This is a genomic window from Peribacillus asahii, from assembly GCF_003570725.1.
GTDB classification, from domain to species: domain Bacteria; phylum Bacillota; class Bacilli; order Bacillales; family DSM-1321; genus Peribacillus; species Peribacillus asahii.
Window position 1 is genome coordinate 1 of sequence record NZ_QWVS01000042.1, and the last position, 23,512, is coordinate 23,512.

Sequence of the window (23,512 nt, forward strand, 5' to 3'; positions counted from 1 at the left end):
GTACCGGCAAAGGTACTGGTAAAGGTACCGGCAAAGGTACTGGTAAAGGTACCGGCAAGGGTACTGATAAAAACTAACTTTAGCCTTATCCTGGCTGTCGGAAAATTCCCGGCAGCTGTTTTGTGTTTATTTAAGATCTAAATTATTGTAAAATAATAACCCCCCTTATTAGACAAGTTCTAAAACCATTTCTAATAGGAGGTATTGTTGTTTCCAATGTATCACATCTATTTTCAATTTTTAGACGATTAAAAGGTCCTATGTCACATCGATTTCCAATTACCATCTATCAGGATTAAAAGCAAACTTTACGACTAGCATCTCTTTATTTTATATTATATAACTTACATTTATCGTAAAAACTCGTTTTACTGATTTCCAGCAGCCGAGCCGCTTCTAGCTTATTGCCTTTCGTAACCGCTAAAGCATGTTCAATTGCTTGCTTTTCCACTTGCGCCAGTGTCTCCTTCAATGGCTGAATAAACGATAGCTCTGATGCTGACACAAGATTTGGAGAAATCCCTTCACTGGAGGAATGAATGGCGCTACCGTCCTTCGGCTCAAAATCGCGCAAATACAAGGGCAGGTCGGACACCTTAATCGTTTTACCATCCAGTACATTAATCGAACGCTCCAAAACATTTTCCAATTCGCGAATGTTCCCCGGCCATGAGTGCTGCATCAATCGTTCTTTTACTTCAGCAGACAGCTCAATACTATTGCGATAAAATCTTGCCTCCAATTTTTTTAATAACCGTCTTGCAATCGGAGGAATATCTTCCTTTCGTTCCCTTAGCGGAGGAATATCAATTTTAATGACATTTAAGCGGTAATATAAATCTTGGCGGAACTCTCCTTTTTCAACCATCTTTTCTAAATCACGATGAGTGGCAGCGATAATCCGCACATCAACAGAGATTGACTTATAGCCGCCTACACGCACAACCTCTTTTTCCTGCAGTACCCTCAATAGTTTACTTTGCATTGAGAGCGGCATGTCCCCAATTTCATCCAAAAAAAGCGTTCCTTTGCTGGCCAGTTCGAACTGCCCCTTCTTGCCACCTTTTTTCGCACCTGTAAAAGCGCCCTCCTCATAGCCAAACAATTCCGATTCCAATAAGTGTTCAGGGATGGAGGAACAGTTAATTGCCACAAATGGAGCGGACGCACGGGTGCTGTTGTGATGAATCGCATGAGCAAATAATTCCTTCCCTGTACCCGATTCCCCGATTAATAACACCGATGAATTGCTCCCAGATACTCTTTGAGCGAGTGTTTTTGCCTCAAGAAAAATAGGACTGCTGCCCATTAAGTCCTCAAAGCTGTATTTACTCCGCAAATCTCTTTGAGCTTTTGCTTGATAATAGTTTAATTCTTCGACAAGGTTTTGAATTTTTGTTCTATACATCCGCCATTCCTCAGGATTACGGAACATCACATTTCCCACAACGCCAACAACTTTCCCATCCTCAAAAATGGGAAAACGATTGGCAATCATTTCACTGCCATTGATTTTTTGAACAGCGGCCAATTCTGCCTTCCCTGTTTTGACCACCCTGTGCATTCGCGAATTTTCAATCACATCCTGTACAGGCTGACCAATTGCCTTTTCCATAGTTTTCCCAATGAACTGGCAATATCCCTCGTTGATATATAAAATCATTCCGTTATCATCGATAATGACCACACGTTCTGCCAACAGATTGATAATTTGCTCATGCCAACTGATTGGTACCCCGTCAAATGCCCGACTCACTTTTGCTTCCCCCTTGCTGCACTCGTTCTATTTATTATAACAAAAGCGGTCTAAAATTACGTATGGGTACGGATTCAAAGTAGTGCCGCTATTACTTAATTCAACCATATTGTTTAACGGAGACATTCACGCTAACGAATTTCACAACGCGAGGCATGATTTATACCATAGAATTTCACCTTGATCCCCTGCTTATTTTCAGGGCGGCTTTCTTTTTATCCCACACTTAACGAGCAATAAGCCCCCACCTTAAGCTTATGAGGAGCTAAAGAAGATGGGTGAAGGACAACTGCTCGTAAAGGTTCGATTGCTAAAATACAGTGAAACTTAGTAGTAAGCTTTCACCAATCAGGTCCATACGGTTACTTGATTGAAAGCAAGGCTTGAAATCTCAGTGACCGTAAGACGAGACTAACCATCAGCGGCCCTCGCTGATGGTTAGTCTCACTTTATTGCGCTGTATACCCGCCATCTAATACGACAGCCTGTCCTGTTACACCTCTGCCTTTATCACTTGCTAAAAAGACAGCATAATCAGCAATTTCTGATACAGATAATAACCTTTTTTGTGGAACAAGCGGTAATAGGACTTCCTCCACAGCTCGATCCAGGCTAACCTTTCTTGTCTTGGCTAAATCAGCTAATTGTCCTCTTACAAGCGGAGTATCGACATAACCAGGACATAAAGCATTTACTGTAATTCCGTGCGGAGCCCCTTCTAATGCCGCCACTTTCGTCAAACCAATGACCCCATGTTTGGCACTATTGTAGGCCGCTTTGCCGGCAAAGCCAACAAGACCATTGATCGAAGCCATGTTGATAACCCGGCCAAAGCCTTGCTCCTTCATAAATGGGAAGACATGCTTAATCCCAATAAAAGGAGCAGTTAACATAACCTTTAGAAGCAGCTCGAATTTTTCAGTTGGGAACTCCTCAATCGGGGCGACATACTGCAATCCAGCATTATTAACTAAAATATCAATTTTCCCAAAGGTGCTGCGAGCCAATTGAAGACTATTCTTAAATGCTTCCTCATTGGTAACATCACAAGGAGCAGCAATCGCTTCAAATCCTTGTTCTTTTAGCTCTAGCACTACTCGTTCACTTTTTTCAGCATTTAAATCAGAAATGACGATATTTGCCCCTTCTTGAGCAAAGGTCTTAGCGATTTCTAAGCCGATTCCGCTTACCGCTCCTGTAATAAATGCTGTTTTTCCTGCTAATGTTTTCCCCACGTTCATACCTCCTAAGATATTAAATAATCTAGTTGTCTAGTAAATTCTTTATTCTATTAAACAATTCCGAAGAATGTATAAAGAGCAATGATCACGAATACAGTTAATGTTTTAATAACGGTGATAGCAAAAATATCTCTATACGATTGCTTATGTGTTAATCCTGTTACCGCAAGCAAAGTTATAACCGCACCATTATGAGGAAGAGTATCCATACCGCCTGATGCCATCGCCACTACGCGGTGCATCACTTCTGGAGGAATATTAGCAGCAGCAATCGCTTGATTATACTTATCAGCCATTGCTCCTAGCGCAATACCCATACCACCGGATGCCGATCCTGTCATCCCGGCAAGTGCAGATGTCGTAACCGCACCGTTAACAAGTGGATTTGTAAACGCAGTAGATATCCCATCACTGATTTTTGAAAACCCTGGGAGTGCTGCGATAATACCGCCAAATCCATATTCAGCACCGGTGTTCATAGTGGCCAACAACGAACCCCCTATAGCCGTATTCACACCATCCTTAAAGCCTTTCGTTACCCGTCTCCAATCATAAGCAATGGATGTCACAATCCCTACGAGTAGTGCCATAATAATCGCCCAGATTGGGGCAGATACAGCCACATCAACCTTATAAGCGTCTAAGCCAAGTGCTGCAAAATCAAAGCCATTCGGATACCATGTCGGAATATACGTTACAAACAGTTTATTCGTTACCCCAACCAAAATAAGTGGAACAAAGGCAAGAATCTGTTTAGCTAACGGTTGCTTAGTTGTTAAATTGACAAGAGCAGGTTCTTTCGATTCTGTCTCTTCCTTTTCCAAAGCAGCAGCCGTTTCCGCTTCAAAACCATAATAGCCTTCACCGGCTCTTTCAGCTTTTTTCCTTCTCGACTCTAGGTACAATAAGCCGACAGCTAAAACGATGATGGCGCCTATGATTCCAAGGATTGGTGCAGCATAGATATCTGTTTTAAAGAAGGAAATCGGAATAACGTTTTGAATTTGCGGTGTACCCGGCAATGCATCCATTGTAAAAGTAAAAGCACCAAGAGCAATCGTACCCGGAATCAATCTTTTCGGAATATTTGCTTGTCTGAACATTTGTGCAGCAAACGGATAAATCGCAAACACAGCTACAAATAAACTAACACCGCTATAAGTTAAAATTGCACCAAGCAACACAATCGTCAGCATCGCCCGTTTCGCTCCAAGCCAGCCAACAATAGTCTTAGCAATGGATTCAGCAATCCCCGACATTTCTACGACCTTACCAAAAATAGCTCCTAGTAAGAAAACAGCAAAATACGATTTAATAAAGCCGACCATCTTTTCCATGAACACGCCTGAAAAGAAAGGCAAAACATGGAGCGGTGCGATTAATAAAACAGCTAGAAGCGCACAGATAGGAGCAAATAAAATAACTGAATAACCGCGGTAAGCAGCAAACATTAATAATCCGAGCGCTAATAAAATAATTAATAAATCCATATAAATCCCCCTTAAATTTAATTCCATAAAGGGCCTTTTCTAAGTAAATGTTTCTATAATCATTTGGGAATGATATTCACATTTATACCCTTTTTCGCGTTTTATGCTAGTATTTGTAGAAATTAATAACTACTTGTCACTAGCACAATGAATATTCTAATTTTGCTAATAGTGGAAAATAACACTATAAATTACCATAATACTGGAATATTTCGTGTAGTCTAGTAAAAATTAATCTTCCATAGAAATAAGTCCATCCACTTTTCCAGCACCCCCTGAGATGATCGATAAGACTTCATTTATTCTCTCAATCCATTATCTGCAAGTTTTGTGCCAACTTGGAATTACTAGGGAATAGGCCTATAAATAGTAAACTACTATTCCTAAAAAACGGAAAATTCCTGTTTTGTGGAATAAATCAGTATAAAATTCCGGAAAAACGGAAACGGAAGATATCAATCCGGTGGGGGGAAATTCATCAGCGGGTCGAAGTAGCTCCTTTAACTTACTTTTAGTCTTATATCTAGGAGGTATGTATAAAAAAGGATTATCCGCACCTTCACCTGTCCCATTCTTACACTTCAATTGAACAACTAGAAAAGGGATTGATTTATTTAGCGCAACTGATTAAAGATTATTCTATTAATTGAACTTTATCTAAAGGCTATGGTTCACCTCCTCTATTTAACTCTCCGATTTATATATTTGAGCAATAAAAGGTATGCAAAAAAATAGGACATCGCTTTGATATCCTATTCCTAATAATCATTTAATTTTAAAAAACTAATGCGAGTCAGTCATTGTTATGATGTTTAGGCATACAGATCATCGACTTGAATAAATCTCCATCAACTTGAATAGAAAATTTCCCACCTTGTAACTCAATAAGGCTTCCTGCAATTGATAGACCTAATCCACTGCCTTCACTAAATCTGGATTCATCGCCTCTTTTAAAACGCTCCATTAATTCTTCTGCTGAAATATTTAATTCATAAGCTGAAATGTTTTTGAAGGTGAGAAGGACTTCGTTGCCTGTATCTTCAATATCGATATAGACCCTTGACCCTTTTAAAGCATATTTAAATATATTGGATAATAAGTTCTCTATCGATCTCCAGAGTAATCTTCCATCCGCTTTCATATATACTTTATCCTCAGGATAATTAATCTTAAACTCTAAATCTGAGGCTTCAATTTTGTCATTTACTTCTCCCAACCCTTGAGTAATTAAAGATACGATATCAATTTGCTCTAATTGAACCGGAATATCCCCGCTTGAGGCTTTGGCTGCTTCAAATAAATCGTCTATTAGAATTTTGAGCCTTTTCGATTTTTGATCCAGTACCTCGACATATTCTTCTACCTTGGAAGGATCCTTTTCCTTTTTCAATAAGTCAACATAAGTGATAATCGAAGTTAAAGGTGTTCGAATATCATGGGATACATTGGTGATGAGCTCTGTTTTTAACCGTTCGCTTTTTAGCTCACTATCAACGGATTTTTTCAAACCATCTGTGATGCTGTTTATATTACCAGCAAGCCTTTCAAACTCTCCCTCTCCCTCCACATCGATTCGATGACGAAGGTCCCCATCCTTTATTCTCTCGACCCCTTCTTGTATAGCCTGGAAAGATTTCACCTTTTTAAAAGCGAACCAGGCGGCTGCACCTATGGTTACTGGGAACATGAAAAATGTTATTACGACCAAGATAGGATAACCGATGACTAGTAATACAGTCTTTACGCCAACACTTCCACTAGCATATACATTCTTTACAAATACAAACAGCTTATAAAAAATACTATAAAGCAAGGTATGCTTGATGAGAGTTCGATTCTTGAAATGTTTCACAAGTGATAAAATGAGTATGAGTCCTGCTGTAGCAATTGGGGCTGTAATTGGAATAGACATTTGATAGGCATTTTCAAAACCTACCTTACTCAGCAATGCACCCCAAAACACTATCATCCCTAGACACAACACTAGGTTAAGATCATTATATAATCTATCCACTGCATGGAAGTGTACTTCCTGATCGTCAAAAGATTTTCTCCCAATTATGAGTGCTAAATATAGAAAGGATAAAATAAGCCCTACTAAAAATGCTACTACTTTATATAAGTTATTGGTCGCTGCTACCTTATCTTCCTTCCATTCTTTTATTTTGAGATCTAAAAATTCTTCCGTAAAAGCCACATAAATCACAGTAGTTTCTGGATCTAATTCATCTATTTGTCCTGTAACCTGATCTAAATGTTTGTTGCCTTCTACCTCTTTCGGAAAGATTTCTCTCTTATAATCCTCGAAAACCATGTAAGAAGGATAAGTTTTAAATTGACCTTGCTCTTTTTTTGTACTGTTCGTAAATACATTCGTACCATTACTTGCATAATAAACTAGACCTTCATACACTTCTAGATTTTGCTTTAGTAAATGGAATTCCCTTAAATCGTTCTTAATCATCCTGCCTTTTGCTTGTGCAATCTCATCTTTATATACTTCTTTGAACTTCTTATAATTCTCTTCCTCACTCAAGTTCGGATTATAGCTTTTAGATTGGAGTTGAAAATCTGAATATAAGTCTTCCACTTCGATTCTTAATTCTTCTTCATCGATACTCCCACCTTTCAAAATATATTTTTCACTCTTATAGTCTCCTATTAGTTGAGTTAGATTGGAAACAAGACTTTCTCCTTCTTGTACATAAGCTCTGCTTTGGAAGTAGTTATCTTCAGAAATGATTTCAAAATTACCATCACTTAAAATGGCTGTATGTACAAATGCTGTTAGAGCCCCCGTAAAACATGTGATTACTATGGCAAAAACGATAATTTTTGTTATGATTGAGTGGCTATAATTTTTCAACTTTGTATCCAATTCCCCACACCACCTTTAAATATTTTGGTTCTTTCGGGTTTATTTCTATTTTTTCCCTTATTTTCCTGATATGAACAGCCACTGTATTCTCCGGATTAACAGGCGTTTCATTCCATACCTTCTGATAGATTTCCTCTATAGAAAAAACTCTCCCAGCATTGACAGTCAAAAGCTTTAGTATTTTATATTGCACCGGTGTAAGATGAACTTCCTCTCCATCAATAGTGATTACTTTACGTTCATCATCAATGATAAGTCCCCCAGTTTGATAAACATGGTTCTTCGTTTCAAGGCTTCCCAATGTGGTATACCTTCTTAGCTGTGACTTCACTCTTGCTATGAGTTCTAAAGGATTAAATGGTTTAGTGATATAATCATCTGCTCCTAAATTTAATCCTAATATCTTATCATAATCTTCTGACTTGGCAGAAAGCATAATCAACGGTATTTTATTGCCTTCTCTGATTTTCATAGTAGCTGTTATGCCGTCCATCTTAGGCATCATAATATCCATGATAATCAAATGGATTTCATGATCTTCGATTATTTCGATAGCCTCTATTCCGTTAGACGCTTTGAAAACTTTATACCCCTCATTTTCTAAGTAAATCCCGATAGCATCTACAATGGCCTTATCATCATCACAAACTAATATATTCATAAAAATTCACTCCTGTATATGAATTGGAACATATGATATCACTCCTATTATTTATCTGCTTAAGGTAATGATACCAATCAAATCTTAATAAACTCCTTATGTAAATCTTAAGACTTTCTTAATATTAAAAAAGACACAACCCTATTAAAGTTGTGTCCATATGTCTTCTATTTATTAAAGTTAATTTTCTCTTCAAATCGCTCTAAAGTTATTGTTGTTTCACTTGGCTTTGTTTCAGCAATTATTTTGCCATCTCTAAAGGAATATCTAACTGTTGCTTGCTTGCGAATCGCCTCATATTCATTTTCTGCAGACAAGACAATGAAGTTAGCTGGCTTACCTTCTTCGATTCCGTAATTCTCTTCAATTTGTAACGTTTTAGCGCTATTTTTAGTAATCAAATCAATGGAATTGACAATTTGATCATAGCCCATTAATTGTGAAGCATGGATTCCCATATGCAATACTTGAAGCATATTCCCTGTTCCTAGTGGATACCATGGATCAAATATATCATCGTGACCAAAGCAAATATTTAGTCCCGCTTCTTGTAACTCTTTTACTCGCGTCAGACCTCTTCGTTTTGGATACGTATCAAATCTCCCTTGAAGGTGAATATTCACAAGTGGATTTGATACAAAATTAATGGAAGAAAGCTTTAAGAGACGGAATAATTTATACGTATAGGCATCATTATAAGAGCCCATTGCCGTTGTATGGCTCGCTGTTGTACGAGTACCTAGTCCACGTTTGTAGGCCTCCGCTGCCACAACTTCTACAAATCGAGACTGTTCGTCATCAATTTCATCACAATGAATGTCAACTAAACGATCGTATTTCTCAGCGAGATCAAAAGCCATTTTTAAGGAATCGACTCCGTATTCTCTTGTAAATTCAAAATGAGGAATGCCGCCTACTACATCTGCCCCCATTTTCAATGCCTCTTCCAGCAATTCTCCCCCATTAGGATATGAAAGGATGCCTTCTTGTGGAAACGCAACAAGTTGAATATCTACGTAAGGAGCCATTTCTTCCTTTACTTCAAGCATTGCCTTTAAAGCCGTTAACTCTGGATCTGTAACATCTACGTGTGTACGGACATGCTGAATCCCTTGAGCAATTTGCCATTTTAACGCAGTTTTCGATCTTGTTTTCACATCTTCTATCGTTAATGTTTCTTTTCTTTGCGCCCATCTTTGTATTCCTTCGAACAAAGTACCGCTTTTATTCCACTCCGGTTCACCTGCTGTTAAGGTTGTATCTAAGTGGATATGCGGTTCAATAAAAGGTGGCAGAACAAGAGACCCTTCGACATCCAAAATTTCTTTTCCGTCCATATCTTCTAGTATTTGTGTAATTCTATTAATCTTACCGTCTTGTATAAATAAGTGCCAAAGGCCATCTTTTCCTCTAAGCTTTGCATTTTTAATTATCACTGATGATCTCACCTTTATGATTTAGTGTACTAATTGATACTTCACGTTGCGGCATACATTTCATTACAACAACATAGATAATGGAAGTTCCTAATAGGGCATTAATCGGAGGAATACCTGGTGCAACATTGGCGATTACGACTCCACCTACCCATGCTATAATAGCGACCCAATTGACTGCTTTAAATTTCATTGTTTCGAATGATTGGTATTTTCCGCGATTTAACAAGAAATAGTCTGCTAATATAATAGCTCCTATTGATGGTAACGTAGATCCTAGAATCGTCAAGAATCCTACAAAATTGTTATAAAGCCACATTGCCGCTAGTGTTCCCACAATTCCATTAAAAACAACCACTTTATGTTTTGGCAATTTCGTAATATTTGAAAACCCTAGTCCAGAAGCATATAACGCACTATCATTTGTTGTCCAAATATTTAAACCAAGTACAATGATCGCTGGAATCATTAATCCTTGTAAAAACATGACGTCTGAAATATCCGCTTTATTGTAAACCATAGCTCCGACTGCGCCAAATAAAAACATGAGCGAATTTCCAAGGAAAAAGGCAATAATATTAGCACTCACAGCAGAACGTGATGTTTTAGCAAAACGGGCAAAATCAGGTGTAAGTGTTCCAGCGCTAATAAAGGACCCAATACAAATCGTTAATGCTAGGCCAACACCCATTGCCTGCTCCGGTTCATAATTGAATAATTCTTGAATGCCCCCAGCTGTATGAGTTGCATCAACCATTGAATAACTACCGAAAATAGCAATTGCCGGTACAGCGATAAATCCTAAAACAGTTAAAGTCTTCATCCCAAAAATAGCTGATATCGTCATTGCTAGACCAAAAATCGCTATTAATAGATAAACATTGGCTCCAGTTGCTTTTGCAACAGGGACTGCAAACATCGCAAGTCCAACACCAAACCAGCCAACTTGAGTTGAAGCTAATAAAAATGAAGATAAATAAGAGCCTTTTTCACCCAATGAGTATCGAGCCAATAAATGCGTTGATAGCCCCGTTTTTGCAGCAATATGGGCTAATGCACCTGTATAAAGCCCAAGTACAAGATTACCAGCTAACACAATCCATATAAACTTTACAAATGACAATCCCGTTCCTAATGTTCCTCCAGACCACATGCTCGCTGAGAAAAAGCTAAGTGAGAGCATCACCGCGAGGATTTTCCAGAACCCATTTCTATTCGCCTGAGGTACTGCCTGTAACGAAAATTCTTTATCAACTTTTGACATACCAATTCCTCCAATAAGTTAGTTAATAGGAAACCGGTACCGAAGAAAGCCTCGATAATTTGGAAATTAGGGAATAAAAAAGCTTCTTGCCATTTCTGACAAGAAGCTTTTTTACACAATGAACCATGGTAAACCTGTATGCATAGGCTACCAAAGCAATAATCATTATTTCCGCTGTCCTTGTCAGCCTCTCTGGACTGAATTAAAGGTACCAGTATTTAATTAAGAATATTATTACAGGAAAACAATATGATGTCAACTGATTTTCTTAGCTGTTCAGCCAATAGTTCTGTTCTAGCTTTTAATTCAGCCATTTCAACTTCAATTGCTTTCAATTTTTCTTAAGTAGGAAATCTTACTTATTATTTCATCCTATTGGTGAGCACTTTGCCTTACATATTTTTATCAGAGCGTCTATAATATTTTACGCATTCAATTTTTTACAAACATATAAATTAAGGAGCTTTCTATGAAGAAACGCAAATTACTTTTTCGTGGATTTACCTACATTATCGACTTAACCAGCATTTTTTTACAACCCCTTATAAAAATTTAAAAACATACTTTAGAGATGTTACACCCCCCTATTCCGCCAACCCCATCAACACTAATGGTTGCTGCACATCTGGAGCTAAGAAAACAACTCATGAATTGATTTTTTTGGAGAGTTCAAGAAGACAGCTTCACTCGTCGTTTACTTAAGATAGGAGGATTAAAGCTTTCCCTCTATAGTTGTTGGTAAGCGCTCAATTGACTACAAATAAAATATGCGAGAAAATATAAGACAAGAGCTAATAGCAGAAAGGGCGGATCTCAATGGAACAACGCTCGCTTATTTTACTTGGATTACTCATGAGTCAAAGTCAACATGGATATCAAATCAATGAATTTATAGAGAGAAATTTAAGTACAATTACCGACATGAAAAAACCTACCGCTTATGCAACTTTAGATAAACTCAGTCAAAACGGATATATTGACATTCAGTTGGAGCAAGAAGGAAACAGACCGACCCGAAAAGTGTACTCCATAAATGATAGTGGCAAGCAATATTTTTACCAATTATTATTGAATAATTTATCTTCAGCTGAAAGGGTGAATTATCAAGGAGATATTGGATTAATGTTTATTGATTTTCTCCCTTTAGAAAAAACAATACCTGCATTGGAAGAACGTTTAAACAATAGTAAGAAATTATTAGAAGTCATGAAACAAACCCCATCCCACGGAGTAAGATCTGGAGTCAATCTTGCAGTAGAACACAAAATTACCATGTTAGAAGCAGAGGTTGCATTTCTTGAAAAGTCCATCAGAAATCTTTCTCTTTATTCGGAATAATTCTTCTACAATAGTGTTAAATTCAAGGAAACCTTGTTAATAGGTTTCCTTTTCCTATTTATACATTATAAAATCCGCCACCCTGCCCTCAATTGGTCACGATTGACTAATCACAAATATAATAATATAATCATGTTAAATTAGTCATCGTTGACTAATCATATTAATTTAAGGGAGGATTTCCATTGTTTCTGGCTTTAAAAGAATTAAAACATGGCAAATTTCGTTTTCTTATGATTGGAATCATAACCGTCCTTATTGCTTGGCTAGTCTTTATCCTATCAGGTTTAGGAAATGGGCTTTCCACACTAAGTGCCGCAACATTTAAAAATATGAAAGCAGATTACGTTACTTTTGAGGAAGGATCTAGAGCCTCGATGAGCCGTTCACTATTAACTGAATCATTCGTGGATGAACTTGAAAAGCAAGATAATGTTTCCTCAGCAGCACCAATGGGAGCCACAATGGCTACGGTTTTAAAATCAACTCCTTCCAAAGATAGTGAAAAAGTAGATATTGCTATTTTAGGTATCACTGCGGGAAGTTTTTTAGAACCAAGCATTATTGAAGGAAATGCTCTCAATAATGATAAACCACTAGAAGTTATCGCTAATGACACCTTAAAAGATAAAGGATTTAAAATTGGAGACACACTCTCAATAGAAGGGTCTCTAGAAAAAATGAAAATTATTGGATTTGTAGAAAATGAAACATACAATCATTTACCCGCTATTTTTACTACACTAGATAAATGGCGCTCAATTCAGTTTGCAGCACCTGGTTCTGATAATGGTATTAAAAATCCAGTGAATGGTATTATGCTTCAAGGGGAAGATATTGATCCGCAGAAATTAAATAATCTTTTCCATAACACAGAAACAGTAACAAAGGCTGCGGCGATACAAGGAATGCCTGGATATAAAGAGGAAAATGGCACGATTATGATGATGTTGGCCTTCCTTTTAGCAATCTCAGCCTTTGTATTAGCTGTCTTCTTTTATGTACTTACCTTGCAAAAATCCAATCAATTTGGCATTTTAAAAGCGATTGGTGCAAGTAATGCTTTTTTAGGCAAAACAATTGTGTCACAAGTATTTCTACTTTCATTCATTAGTATTGTTGTTGGAATACTCTTAACATATGGAACAGCTTTAATTCTTCCAGATGGAATGCCATTTTCACTAGATATTAAACTTGTCATCATTTATGCTATTTTATTGCTAGTTATATCAATATTAAGCTCGCTGATTTCCATTCGTAAAATTACAAAGATAGACCCACTTCAGGCAATTGGGAGGATAGAGTAATGTCAGGAATAAAGTTCAATCATGTATCTAAATACTATCAACAAGGGGCAAATCAAGTTGTTGCTCTTAATGATGTTTCTCTTTCCGTCGAACAAGGAGAATTTATTGCCGTCATCGGTCCCTCAGGTTCAGGTAAAAGTACTTTTCTTTCCATCGCAGGGGCCTTACTACAAGCCTCAGAAGGGGAAGTAAACCTGAATGGAAAAGTAATAGGCGATTTAAAAGAGAAAGATTTATCAAAAGTACGCCTTGAGGAAATAGGATTTATATTACAAACAAGCAATCTAATTCCTTACTTAAATGTTCTCGACCAATTACTGGTTGTAAAAAAAATGGCTGGTAAAGTGACAAAAAGAGAGAAAGAAACTGCTAAAGAATTACTTCAAAATCTCGGATTGGAAACAAAAATGAAAAAGCTCCCGGAACATTTATCTGGAGGAGAACGTCAACGTACAGCTATTGCTCGTGCCTTTATGAATAATCCTTCGATTATTTTGGCTGATGAACCAACAGCAAGCCTCGATACCCAAAGAGCCCATGAGGTCGTTCAACTTATTGCGAGGGAGGTGAAATCTAGAAATAAGGCAGCCATTATGGTGACCCATGACGAACGAATGTTAAAATACTGTGACAAAGTATATCGAATGGAAGACGGTAAACTTAAGCCGACTAGTTTCCATTTAGAAAATCTAAAATGACAAGTAGGAGGAATAATCAATGATTATCGTAACAAACAGAATTAAAACGAAATTAGGTTTTGCTGACAAAATGGCTCCAATGTTCACAAGACCAGGAGCTTTACAGAAAATGGACGGTTTTGTAAAAGTTGAAGTATTAATTACTAAAAACCTTTCAGAATATGATGAGCTCAATGTAAATATGTATTGGAACACTATGGAAGACTTTGCTCAATGGAAAAATAGCGATGCTTTCAAAGAAGCCCATAAAGGCCCAGCCAATGGTGGACAAGATTCACCTATCTTGGGAAGTGAAATCATTATTTCTGAGGTTGCTTCGACTTTAGAATCAACTATATGATGACCGTTTTTGGCAACTTATAGTCAGTTCCTCTGGCACACTAAACAAAAAAGGTAGGCTAAACAAGTATGTTATGAATAATAAAGCTTGTTTAGCCTATACCTTTCTACAAACCTTTCAATTCATGTGAAGAACCGCCTAGTAAGATGATAGAGGTAAAAAAATAAAGCATACTATTTCTTCGTATTTTGCTATTATATTGTATACGTGGGTCCAAAATTCAAAAGCACAATCTTGATGGTAAAAATCTGCTTTTAACATCAAGATTGTGCTTTTTTAACTATGGTAATCCAAAAGTAATAATTTTCCCCCTCACATTATTATCCCACAACCAATCCCCTAAGGTAATCTCTTGGTCCAAAATCCGCCTCGAAAATATCTTGGTTCATAAGAAATAACAAATGCTTTTGGTGCCATCTCTTCAATACAAACAAAAGTCGAATTGTAAATAATGATACATAAACAACATTAATGACAACAATTGTCACTATCATATTTATTCCATTCATCTTTATCCTCCGGTTTGTTACCTCTTAATTTTATATAAGTATATTAATATTTAAGGATTGATTATTTATAAACCAATAGTCCAACCTCTAACACTATTTCCCTTACCATTCGTATAAAACTTATGCTTTATTCAGACAAGGTAACCCTGAGATTTCTATTAATTTATAGAAAAACACTCATCCAGCCTTCCACCACGACATGTTTTTTAAAAAATTAGGCATCCTACAAATATCTAAGGAAAAAAGGATGATGTCCCGGATTTTATATCAACTATTTTACAATTGCTATTTGAGTTATATAAATGGATTGAAAGGAGCTCCATTCGTGAAACTGTACCAGATAAGAAAAGGTCAATTTGTGTATTACAACAATGAGTTACACAAGGTCTATGGGATAAAACCAATGTATAAACTATCCGTTCATCTTATTAAGCTGAGGGATTTAACACAGCATATAACTAATGCAGCAAGTGTGGAAAGATACATTCCAAGGGAAAATGACAGCTTTATTCATAATCATAAAGTATATACGCTCAGGCAGAATCAAAAACCTATAGCGGGAGATTTGATTTTAATTAACAATCCAGCCCCCGATACCCTGGATCACTATACCTTAAATGAAATTGAAGTCGTTGAAACTGTTGATAACAAAGGGGTCATTACAAGTGATTTGGATGGTATCAGGCATACTGAATATTTATTGATGGTACCTGGCCGTGCTCCTGACAGTCATCCTATCGATTATAAAGATATGGTAAATATTGAAGAAAACTTTGATGACGCTGGCCAGCAAATTACTCATCCATATGGCGAGCTATCCACGCAGTTGGGGGATATATATATAAAGAAGGAAAGTGATGTGTTAATCGAGGCCATGGTAGTTGCGATTAAAGGACAAACTATTTATCTTGGAGGCGGATTAGAGGTGCCGCATGAAGAGTTGATAGATACGGATAAGTGGGAATTTCAATACAATCCCTTTAATAACTGACAGAGCTATATCTATATTGTTAAATATTCTTCAAGTGCCAGGAGGTTTCCATGGATAAGTTTAAAGAAAATAGCGTTTTTATTATCTCTTTATTGCTAACCCTCGTTTTTATTATCTGGGGAGTTTTTTTTACAGGTAATCTTACCAAAGTCACCAACGCCATTTATAATAGCTCAATCGATTACCTTGGTTGGGTTTATCTTGGTACTACTCTATTCTTCGTCATCTTTTCTATCTACTTGTTGTTCTCAAAGTACGGAAATATCAGACTCGGCAGGAAAAATGATAAGCCTGATTTCTCTACTGCCTCCTGGCTGGCAATGCTGTTTGGGGCTGGTATGGGTGTCGGAATCGTGTACTGGAGTGTCGCCGAACCAGTAACCCATTATACAGCCCCTCCATATGGAAAATCTTATACCATTGATGCAGCCAACACCGCAATGAAATATACATTTTTCCATTGGGGCCTGCACCCATGGGCAATCTACACTGTAATAGGATTAGCCCTTGCTTTTTTTCAATATAATAAACGGCTGCCTGCAGCTATCAGTTCAGCGTTCCATCCCATTTTGGGCGACAAAATTCACGGGCCGATTGGCAAAACGATTGATATCCTGTCCATCTTTGCAACAGTCTTCGGTATTGCAACTTCTTTGGGGCTTGGGGCCATGCAGGTTACTGCAGGTATGCATGACATATTCGGCAGTCCTAATACGTTATTTATCCAGCTGATTGTCATTTTAGTTGCAACAGTCCTTTTTATTATTTCCCTTAATACAGGCTTAGAAAGAGGAATAAAGTACTTATCCAACGCAGCAATCATCTTTTCAATGACAATCATTGTATTGATTTTGATTGTTGGTCCAACATTAACTGTAATTAAAGTGTTTTTCAATACAACGGGACTATATTTAAGTGACTTTTTACATATGAGTTTACGGTTAAGCCCCTTTGGAAAAGATGAGCAATGGATTGCTTCATGGACCTTGTTTTACTGGGCTTGGTGGATTGCCTGGGCACCATTCGTCGGCATGTTCATTGCCCGGGTTTCAAGAGGGAGGACAATAAAGGAGTTTGTAATTGGTGTATTGATTGTTCCCACACTTGGAACCTGTCTTTGGATGTCCGTGTTTGGCGGTTCGGCACTTGACCTTGTACAAGATTCCGGTAACCACGATTTAGCAAAACATATCGCCGAAAACGTATCATTGTCCATTTTTATATTCTTTGATCATCTACCGTTAAGTTCCCTGTTAAGCATTTTAGGTTTCGCTGTGGTTGCAATTTATTATATAACAGTAGCCGATACCGCAACCTTTGTATTGGGGATGCTAAGTGAAGGTGGGACGTTTAATCCTTCTAACAAAATAAAAATGACATGGGGAGTCATCCAATCTGCTTTAGCTGCTGTTTTGCTGCTAGCCGGCGGTTTGGATGTATTGCAAACTGCTTCCATCGCAGCCGCACTCCCATTTGCCATTATCATGCTGGCCATGAGCTACTCATTGTTAACGGGCTTAAAAAATGAGGCTAAAATACAAAGAGGCAACAAAAGAAGCACACAACATTATTAGTGTTTATCAAAAACCTTCCTGATCGTGTCATTGATCTGGAAGGTTTTTGTGTATCATATATAGCCTGCAGAACAAAAGTAAATGAGATAATGAGTTAGATTGACTTTATCTAATTTACTAAGTCCTATTCAAATATTTTATTGACAACTCATTCAAAGGGACTTACATTAGTGATAGTGATAATTATTATCAACTAATCTCGTATTAAGAAAGGATATACAAAATGATTATAAAACAAAAAATGTCATTAGTCTTAACATTACTAATTGTAATGCTTATGATTGCACTAGCTGGTTGTTCAAGTGAACAAACAGGCACAAAATCTGAAGACTCTAATAAAAAAACAGCGGAATCCGAGGAAACAACAACTGAATATCCAATCGTGATTAAACATGCACTTGGAGAAACGACAATTGAAGAAAAACCTGAACGCATTGTTACTATTCAATGGTCAAACCATGACATTGCTCTTGCCCTTGGTGTTGTGCCTGTAGGTTTTTCAGCTGCAAACTATGGTGTTCAAGATGATAGCGGAATGTTACCTTGGACTGCAGATAAATTAGAGGAACTTGGGGCAGAAACGCCAACTATTTTCCAAGATACTGACGGGTTAGATTTTGAAGCAATTGCTGACGCTAATCCAGATGTTATTCTTGCAGCATACTCAGGTATTACTCAAGAAGAATATGATACATTAAGTGAAATCGCTCCAGTTGTTGCCTATCAAACTAGCCCTTGGGTAGCTTCATGGCGTGAACAAGTTACATACGATGCAATGGGTATGGGAATGGAGAAAGAAGGTAAAAAACTTATTGCCGATACAGAGAAACTAATTGAAGAAAAAGTAAATGAACACTCTGAAGTTAAAGGTAAGAAGGCTGCATTCATAAGTATTAGTGCCGATGATTTATCTAAGTTCTACATCTACACACCAGAAGATCCACGTGGTGCATTCCTTTCTGAGTTAGGGATGGAATACCCTGAAAGTATTACAAGTCAAATCACTGATCCAAATAGTTTCTATATAGAAGTAAGTGCTGAAAATGCAGATATGCTTAATGATGCTGATGTTTTAGTATCATATGGAAATAAAGATACTCTTGCAGCTCTACAAGCTGATCCAATCCTTGGGGAAATCCCAGCGGTAAAGAGAGGTTCTGTCGCAATTATTGGAGATAACACTCCACTTGCAGCAGCAGGAACTCCAAACCCACTTTCAATTGAATACTCAATTGACGAGTACTTAACTTTACTCTCAGAAGCCGTTAGCAAAGTTAAATAAGATGAATCATACATCCGTTTCAGAAAATAAGCAGTTACATTTACCGAAAAACTTCATAAAAGTTCTTATACTTTCTATTGTCTTACTCGGTATATGTGTATTGGCTTCTCTTGCTTTTGGATCTCGTACAGTTGGATGGAATGAACTAATGGACGGCCTATTCCATCCTGAAGTACAGTCCCACGGAGCAAATGTGGTTCGCCAAAGAATTGCTAGAACTGTCTTTAGTTTGATGTGTGGCGCTGCATTAGGGGTTTCTGGGGCCCTAATGCAATCAGTTACTCGTAATCCTATTGCAGATCCTAGCATTTTAGGAGTTAACACAGGGGCAGCACTATTCGTCGTTTGCGGAATTTCCTTTTTTAATATAGGTACTGCTAGTCAATACGTTTGGCTTGCATTAGCAGGGGCAATCATAACTGCCATTGTTGTATTCGGAATTGGTTCAATGGGGAGTGGCGGTGCCACACCCCTTAAACTCGTTTTAGCAGGTGCTGCTACGAGTGCTGCATTATCCTCTCTCGTAATGGCCATTATGATTCCTCGCTCTAACGTTATGGATCAATTTAGATTTTGGCAGGTAGGTAGTGTCGGAGCAGGAGATTGGAACTCTATCTCTCTTTTTATTCCTTTTCTTATTGTTGGAATATTAATAGCCCTGTTCACTGCCCCAGCACTCAATGCATTAGCATTAGGCGATGAAGCAGCTACAGGATTAGGTGTACGTACAGGAACACTTAGACTTGTTTCTGCCTTTGGAGGAGTGCTATTGTGCGGTGCAGCAACAGCGCTCGCAGGTCCTATTGGCTTTATAGGTTTATTAGCAACACATGTGATTCGACTCGTTATTGGTCCTGATTTACGATACATTATCCCAATGTCAGCGTTATCAGGTGCCATTATATTAACCATATCAGATGTATGCGGTCGGATTTTAGGAAGTCCTGGTGAGCTTGAAGTTGGTGTAGTTACAGCATTTATTGGGGCTCCTATTTTAATTTTAATAACTATGAAAGCGAAAATGCGTGCGTTATGATAAATGAATCTATGAATCTTATAATGATGGGTAGAATAAAAAGACGTCGCCGTTTTATCCTTGTGACTTCTTTACTTGCAATCATTGCCTTTGCACTTTGCTCTACGATGCTTATGCTAGGAAACACGATTTATCCTGTTTCAGATGTCATAAGGGTTCTACTAGGTGAGAAAGTAAAAGGTGCATCCTTTGCAGTGGGAACGATACGTTTTCCTAGAATGGTGGCAGGTGTTTTGGCTGGATTTGCTTTTGGTGTTGCTGGACATGTATTTCAAACGATGCTCCGTAATCCCCTAGCAAACCCAAATGTTATCGGAATAACAGCTGGTTCAAGTGCTTCTGCTGTTTTTTGTATCATCGTTCTTCATGCAAGTAATGCCTTTGTTTCTATTGCTTCTATTATTGGTGGGCTTGCTACAGTAATCGTTATTTTTCTATTATCAAGAAGTACTTCTTTTTCAATTGGTCGATTAATATTAATAGGAATTGGCATTCAAGCCATGCTAAATGCTGCCATCTCTTATTTATTACTTATCGGTCAGCAACATGATATCCCTACTGCCATGAGATGGCTCAGCGGCAGTTTAAACGGTGCTAAAATGGAAAATCTTTATCCTCTTATGGTTACAGTACTTATTTTCGCACCCATTATCATTGTTCTCGGGAAACGATTGGATATGTTAGAACTTGGAGAGCAAACAGCAACTTCACTTGGAGTTGCTACTAATAAGACACGACTTGTACTTATTATTAGTTCGGTACTTATCATTGCTTTAGCTACCGCTGCAACAGGGCCTATCGCATTTGTTGCATTTCTTTCTGGACCTATCGCGAAAAGACTAGTTGGTGTCGGGTTTTCAAGCATTATCCCAGCAGGTCTTGTTGGCATCATTTTAGTTTTAGCATCAGACCTTGTAGGACAATTTGCATTTGTTGCTAGATACCCTGTAGGTGTCATTACAGGCATTCTTGGAGCACCATACTTGATCTACTTGCTAATCCGAATGAATCGAAAGGGAGATTTATAATGAAACCGAGACATACTTTTCAAGCTGAAGGAATCACTGCTGGATACGATAATAAAACGATTTTACATGATGTAAGTCTTTCAATTCCAAGCAATAAAATAAGCATTATTATTGGTTCAAACGGTTGTGGTAAATCTACATTACTTAAAACGATGGCTAGGCTTATTAAGCCTACTTCTGGGCAAGTGACCTTGGAAGGGAAACCTATTCATAAAATACCACCAAAGCAGTTTGCTCGTGTATTAGGGCTCTTGCCTCAATCCCCTATTGTCCCTGAGGGAATAACCGTTGCGGATTTAGTTGGACGAGGAAGGTATCCACATCAAACATTTCTAAAGGGTTGGACAAAGAAGGATTATGAAGCCGTTGCAGAGGCGATGGAAGTCATGAACATTACGGAATTTGCCAATCGACATATTGACGAGCTTTCAGGTGGTCAAAGACAACGTGTATGGATTGCTATGGCTCTGGCACAACAAACAGACATACTGTTTCTCGATGAACCAACAACTTATTTAGATATTACCTATCAAGTCGAAATTCTCGACCTGCTAACGGACCTTAATCGAAAGTATGGAACAACCATTGTCATGGTTCTTCATGATATCAACCTGTCAGCACGTTATGCAGATCATATTTTTGCTATGCATAAAGGAAAGCTCATCGCTGAGGGAGAGCCCTCAGCGGTTATTACAGATACATTGATTGAAGATATTTTTGGACTTCATTGTAACGTAATAAGTGACCCTGTTTCGGACTCTCCTTTTGTGGTACCAATCGGGCGACATCATAATAAATTAAAAATGTACTCTTCATAAAGACTAGTATTTTTGCACAGCAATTTTCCGTATGGATCGTGGAAAGGATTTACTTCCCATGGCCTATGACGGACTTACGGACTTATGCTCCTCATTTAGATTATTTACGGTTTACTGTGAATAATCTAAATTATGAATACGAAAAAAACTGATCTGTTACATCTAACGGATCAGTTTTTATATGTGCTTTATGACTTTGAATTTGAACCGCACTTACTTATGATACGTTTCAGAATTTAATTACCTAAATTCCGCGAATAACCACTTGACATACCGACGGTCGGTTTTTATTATTGGAATATAAATACAGTAAAGTAAGGGGGAATCAAATTGAGCATAGCCTCTAAAACAAAGGTCGGGAAAGCCGTTATCGTCAGTATCTTAATAAACGGCCTCACACCTGTTGTCCTATATAATTTACTCCTGAATCATTTCTCAAGTTTTTTTTCATTGCTGATTGCAGCGTCGGTTCCATTGCTGGATAATCTTTATCACATTGTGAAACATAAGAAAGCTGATGCTTTTGGGCTGTTTATGTTGACGGGTTTCGTTCTTAGCTTATTGGCGTTTTTATTAGGTGGTAGCGAGAAATTAATTTTAATGAGAGAGTCGCTAGTAACGGGAATATTAGGACTTATCTTCATTGTTTCTCTATTCTGTTCAAAACCGCTCATTTATCATTTTGCGATTAGATTCAGTTCAAATGATGAGTCCAAACAAAAAGGCAAGTTTTTGAGTAACTGGGAATTCCCCTATTTTCGCTTTGTCATAAGATTAATGACTGCTGTGTGGGGAATTTCCCTCTTAGCCGAAGCAGTTATTAGAATGATTCTTGTATATAAACTGTCAATTTCCGCATTTTTAGCCGTTTCACAAATCATTTTCTACAGTGTAATTGGACTAACAATTTTATGGACAGTCATCTATCGTAAATACGCAAAAAATCGCTTAGATTTAATAATAAATGTAAAATGAAGCATCAAGAAATCTAATAAGGATGGTACAAAAAATGTCTAATCCAACTTCTCATGATAATCCAAGTTTCCAGAATATCCTATTGGCGACTGAAGAACTTATTCTGGAAAAAGGTTGCAGAAATACAACACTCAAAGACATTATTGAAAGAACAGGTCTTTCTAAAGGGGCCATTTATCATTATGTTGCTAGCAAAGATGAATTATTTGGACTTGTTTTTAAATCAAAAATAGAACATGAGAATGAAAAATTCAATCAGATTGTTAAACATACCATGGAGGGTACCCCTGATGCTGGACCGTTTGAGATGGTCACTCAATTTTTCCATAGTAGACAGAATCTAAAGGATGTAGGGAATATAATATTCATTTATTTGTTAAGCCAGGAAGATGAAAAGGTTAAAAGCATTTTAAAGAGTGTTTACCAATATAGTAAGGCAACTAGTGTTCAATGGATTGAGATAGGGCAACAACATGGTGTAATTCCCCAAAATATCGATGCTGAGAAAATGGCTACCTTATTTATGACTTTTTCCTATGGCCTAAGGGTAACTCAAATTCTTTCCCCTTCTGAAGGTGAACAAGTAGCAACAAGTGATATTTTTGAATTTCTCAGCCAGACATTGTCATAGATTATATGATTAAAAAAGTTAAGTATGCTGGGCAAAGTCTGTATATGAATTCCCCCGTTCTTTTAACATACCAACTGTTGGTTTACTTCATGAAATAAGAGGTGATGGTATGGAATTCGTCGTAATTGGATTACAGGAATTAGTCAAAGTGAAGCAGTTTTACGCTGAAATCACTTCTGATTTAAGAAAAAAAGGGATTAATCAATAGGACCGTTTTTACCCCAAATAGTGATAGGTAAGAGCCATCCTCATCATTCAG

Annotated in this window: 20 protein-coding genes; 12 read left to right on the plus strand and 8 right to left on the minus strand. The window is 37.6% G+C overall.

Going from position 1 to position 23,512, the window contains the following annotated elements:
• Positions 1–325 precede the first annotated feature (325 nt).
• The 7 genes from D1953_RS17300 to codB form a co-directional block, all read right to left on the minus strand.
• Positions 326–1,756 carry a sigma-54 interaction domain-containing protein gene (locus D1953_RS17300; protein WP_245980212.1) on the minus strand — a complete coding sequence of 477 codons (1,431 nt, stop codon included), beginning with the start codon at positions 1,754–1,756 and terminating at the stop codon, positions 326–328.
• Positions 1,757–2,205: 449 nt separating this feature from the next.
• A complete protein-coding gene (locus tag D1953_RS17305) occupies positions 2,206–2,991 on the minus strand; it encodes a 3-hydroxybutyrate dehydrogenase (RefSeq protein WP_119118418.1) in 786 nt (261 codons plus the stop codon).
• Positions 2,992–3,047: 56 nt separating this feature from the next.
• Positions 3,048–4,487, minus strand: coding sequence for a GntP family permease (locus D1953_RS17310; RefSeq protein ID WP_119118419.1), 1,440 nt, complete (start codon positions 4,485–4,487; stop codon positions 3,048–3,050).
• A gap of 793 nt (positions 4,488–5,280) precedes the next feature.
• Positions 5,281–7,365: a sensor histidine kinase gene (locus D1953_RS17315; protein WP_119118420.1), complete on the minus strand. Its 2,085-nt coding sequence runs from the start codon at positions 7,363–7,365 to the stop codon at positions 5,281–5,283.
• Positions 7,340–8,026 carry a response regulator transcription factor gene (locus tag D1953_RS17320; protein WP_119118421.1) on the minus strand — a complete coding sequence of 229 codons (687 nt, stop codon included), beginning with the start codon at positions 8,024–8,026 and terminating at the stop codon, positions 7,340–7,342. The genes D1953_RS17315 and D1953_RS17320 overlap by 26 nt, the downstream gene beginning before the upstream one ends.
• A gap of 167 nt (positions 8,027–8,193) precedes the next feature.
• Entirely contained in the window at positions 8,194–9,462 is a 1,269-nt protein-coding gene (locus D1953_RS17325; protein ID WP_119118422.1) for a cytosine deaminase, read from the minus strand.
• The gene (codB, locus tag D1953_RS17330) at positions 9,452–10,726 is read right to left on the minus strand and encodes a cytosine permease (RefSeq protein ID WP_119118423.1); all 1,275 of its coding nucleotides are present in this window, start codon (positions 10,724–10,726) and stop codon (positions 9,452–9,454) included. Before codB ends, D1953_RS17325 begins: the two co-directional genes overlap by 11 nt.
• An 816-nt stretch (positions 10,727–11,542) precedes the next feature.
• Here codB and D1953_RS17335 point away from each other — a divergent pair.
• The 4 genes from D1953_RS17335 to D1953_RS17350 all read left to right on the plus strand — a co-directional run bounded on the left by D1953_RS17335 (position 11,543) and on the right by D1953_RS17350 (position 14,409).
• Positions 11,543–12,064: a PadR family transcriptional regulator gene (locus tag D1953_RS17335; RefSeq protein ID WP_119118424.1), complete on the plus strand. Its 522-nt coding sequence runs from the start codon at positions 11,543–11,545 to the stop codon at positions 12,062–12,064.
• A 185-nt stretch (positions 12,065–12,249) separates the two neighbouring features.
• Positions 12,250–13,371 (plus strand): ABC transporter permease, encoded by a 1,122-nt coding sequence (locus D1953_RS17340; protein ID WP_119118425.1) that lies wholly within the window; start codon positions 12,250–12,252, stop codon positions 13,369–13,371.
• On the plus strand, positions 13,371–14,069 hold the full coding sequence (locus tag D1953_RS17345; protein WP_119118426.1) for an ABC transporter ATP-binding protein: 699 nt from the start codon (positions 13,371–13,373) through the stop codon (positions 14,067–14,069). Before D1953_RS17340 ends, D1953_RS17345 begins: the two co-directional genes overlap by 1 nt.
• A gap of 19 nt (positions 14,070–14,088) precedes the next feature.
• The gene (locus D1953_RS17350; protein ID WP_119118427.1) at positions 14,089–14,409 is read left to right on the plus strand and encodes a heme oxygenase; all 321 of its coding nucleotides are present in this window, start codon (positions 14,089–14,091) and stop codon (positions 14,407–14,409) included.
• A 320-nt stretch (positions 14,410–14,729) separates the two neighbouring features.
• On the opposite strand, the gene D1953_RS21435 is transcribed toward D1953_RS17350, so the two are convergent.
• Positions 14,730–14,918, minus strand: a complete 189-nt coding sequence (locus tag D1953_RS21435) for a hypothetical protein (protein ID WP_182480664.1) — start codon at positions 14,916–14,918, stop codon at positions 14,730–14,732.
• A gap of 325 nt (positions 14,919–15,243) precedes the next feature.
• On the opposite strand from D1953_RS21435, the gene D1953_RS17360 reads away from it, so the two are divergent.
• From D1953_RS17360 to D1953_RS17395, 8 genes are all read left to right on the plus strand, one after another.
• Positions 15,244–15,909, plus strand: coding sequence for a hypothetical protein (locus D1953_RS17360; protein ID WP_119118428.1), 666 nt, complete (start codon positions 15,244–15,246; stop codon positions 15,907–15,909).
• A gap of 50 nt (positions 15,910–15,959) precedes the next feature.
• Complete coding sequence (locus D1953_RS17365) at positions 15,960–17,483, plus strand: glycine betaine uptake BCCT transporter (RefSeq protein WP_119118429.1); 1,524 nt, start codon at positions 15,960–15,962, stop codon at positions 17,481–17,483.
• A 223-nt stretch (positions 17,484–17,706) separates the two neighbouring features.
• On the plus strand, positions 17,707–18,765 hold the full coding sequence (locus D1953_RS17370; RefSeq protein ID WP_119118430.1) for an iron-siderophore ABC transporter substrate-binding protein: 1,059 nt from the start codon (positions 17,707–17,709) through the stop codon (positions 18,763–18,765).
• A 1-nt stretch (position 18,766) separates the two neighbouring features.
• Complete coding sequence (locus tag D1953_RS17375; protein ID WP_119118431.1) at positions 18,767–19,801, plus strand: FecCD family ABC transporter permease; 1,035 nt, start codon at positions 18,767–18,769, stop codon at positions 19,799–19,801.
• On the plus strand, positions 19,798–20,829 hold the full coding sequence (locus D1953_RS17380; protein WP_119118432.1) for a FecCD family ABC transporter permease: 1,032 nt from the start codon (positions 19,798–19,800) through the stop codon (positions 20,827–20,829). The genes D1953_RS17375 and D1953_RS17380 overlap by 4 nt, the downstream gene beginning before the upstream one ends.
• Entirely contained in the window at positions 20,829–21,647 is an 819-nt protein-coding gene (locus D1953_RS17385) for an ABC transporter ATP-binding protein (RefSeq protein ID WP_119118433.1), read from the plus strand. The genes D1953_RS17380 and D1953_RS17385 overlap by 1 nt, the downstream gene beginning before the upstream one ends.
• A 330-nt stretch (positions 21,648–21,977) precedes the next feature.
• Entirely contained in the window at positions 21,978–22,622 is a 645-nt protein-coding gene (locus D1953_RS17390; protein WP_245980214.1) for a VC0807 family protein, read from the plus strand.
• 34 nt (positions 22,623–22,656) lie between these two features.
• A complete protein-coding gene (locus tag D1953_RS17395; protein WP_182480665.1) occupies positions 22,657–23,253 on the plus strand; it encodes a TetR/AcrR family transcriptional regulator in 597 nt (198 codons plus the stop codon).
• Positions 23,254–23,512: the final 259 nt, after the last annotated feature.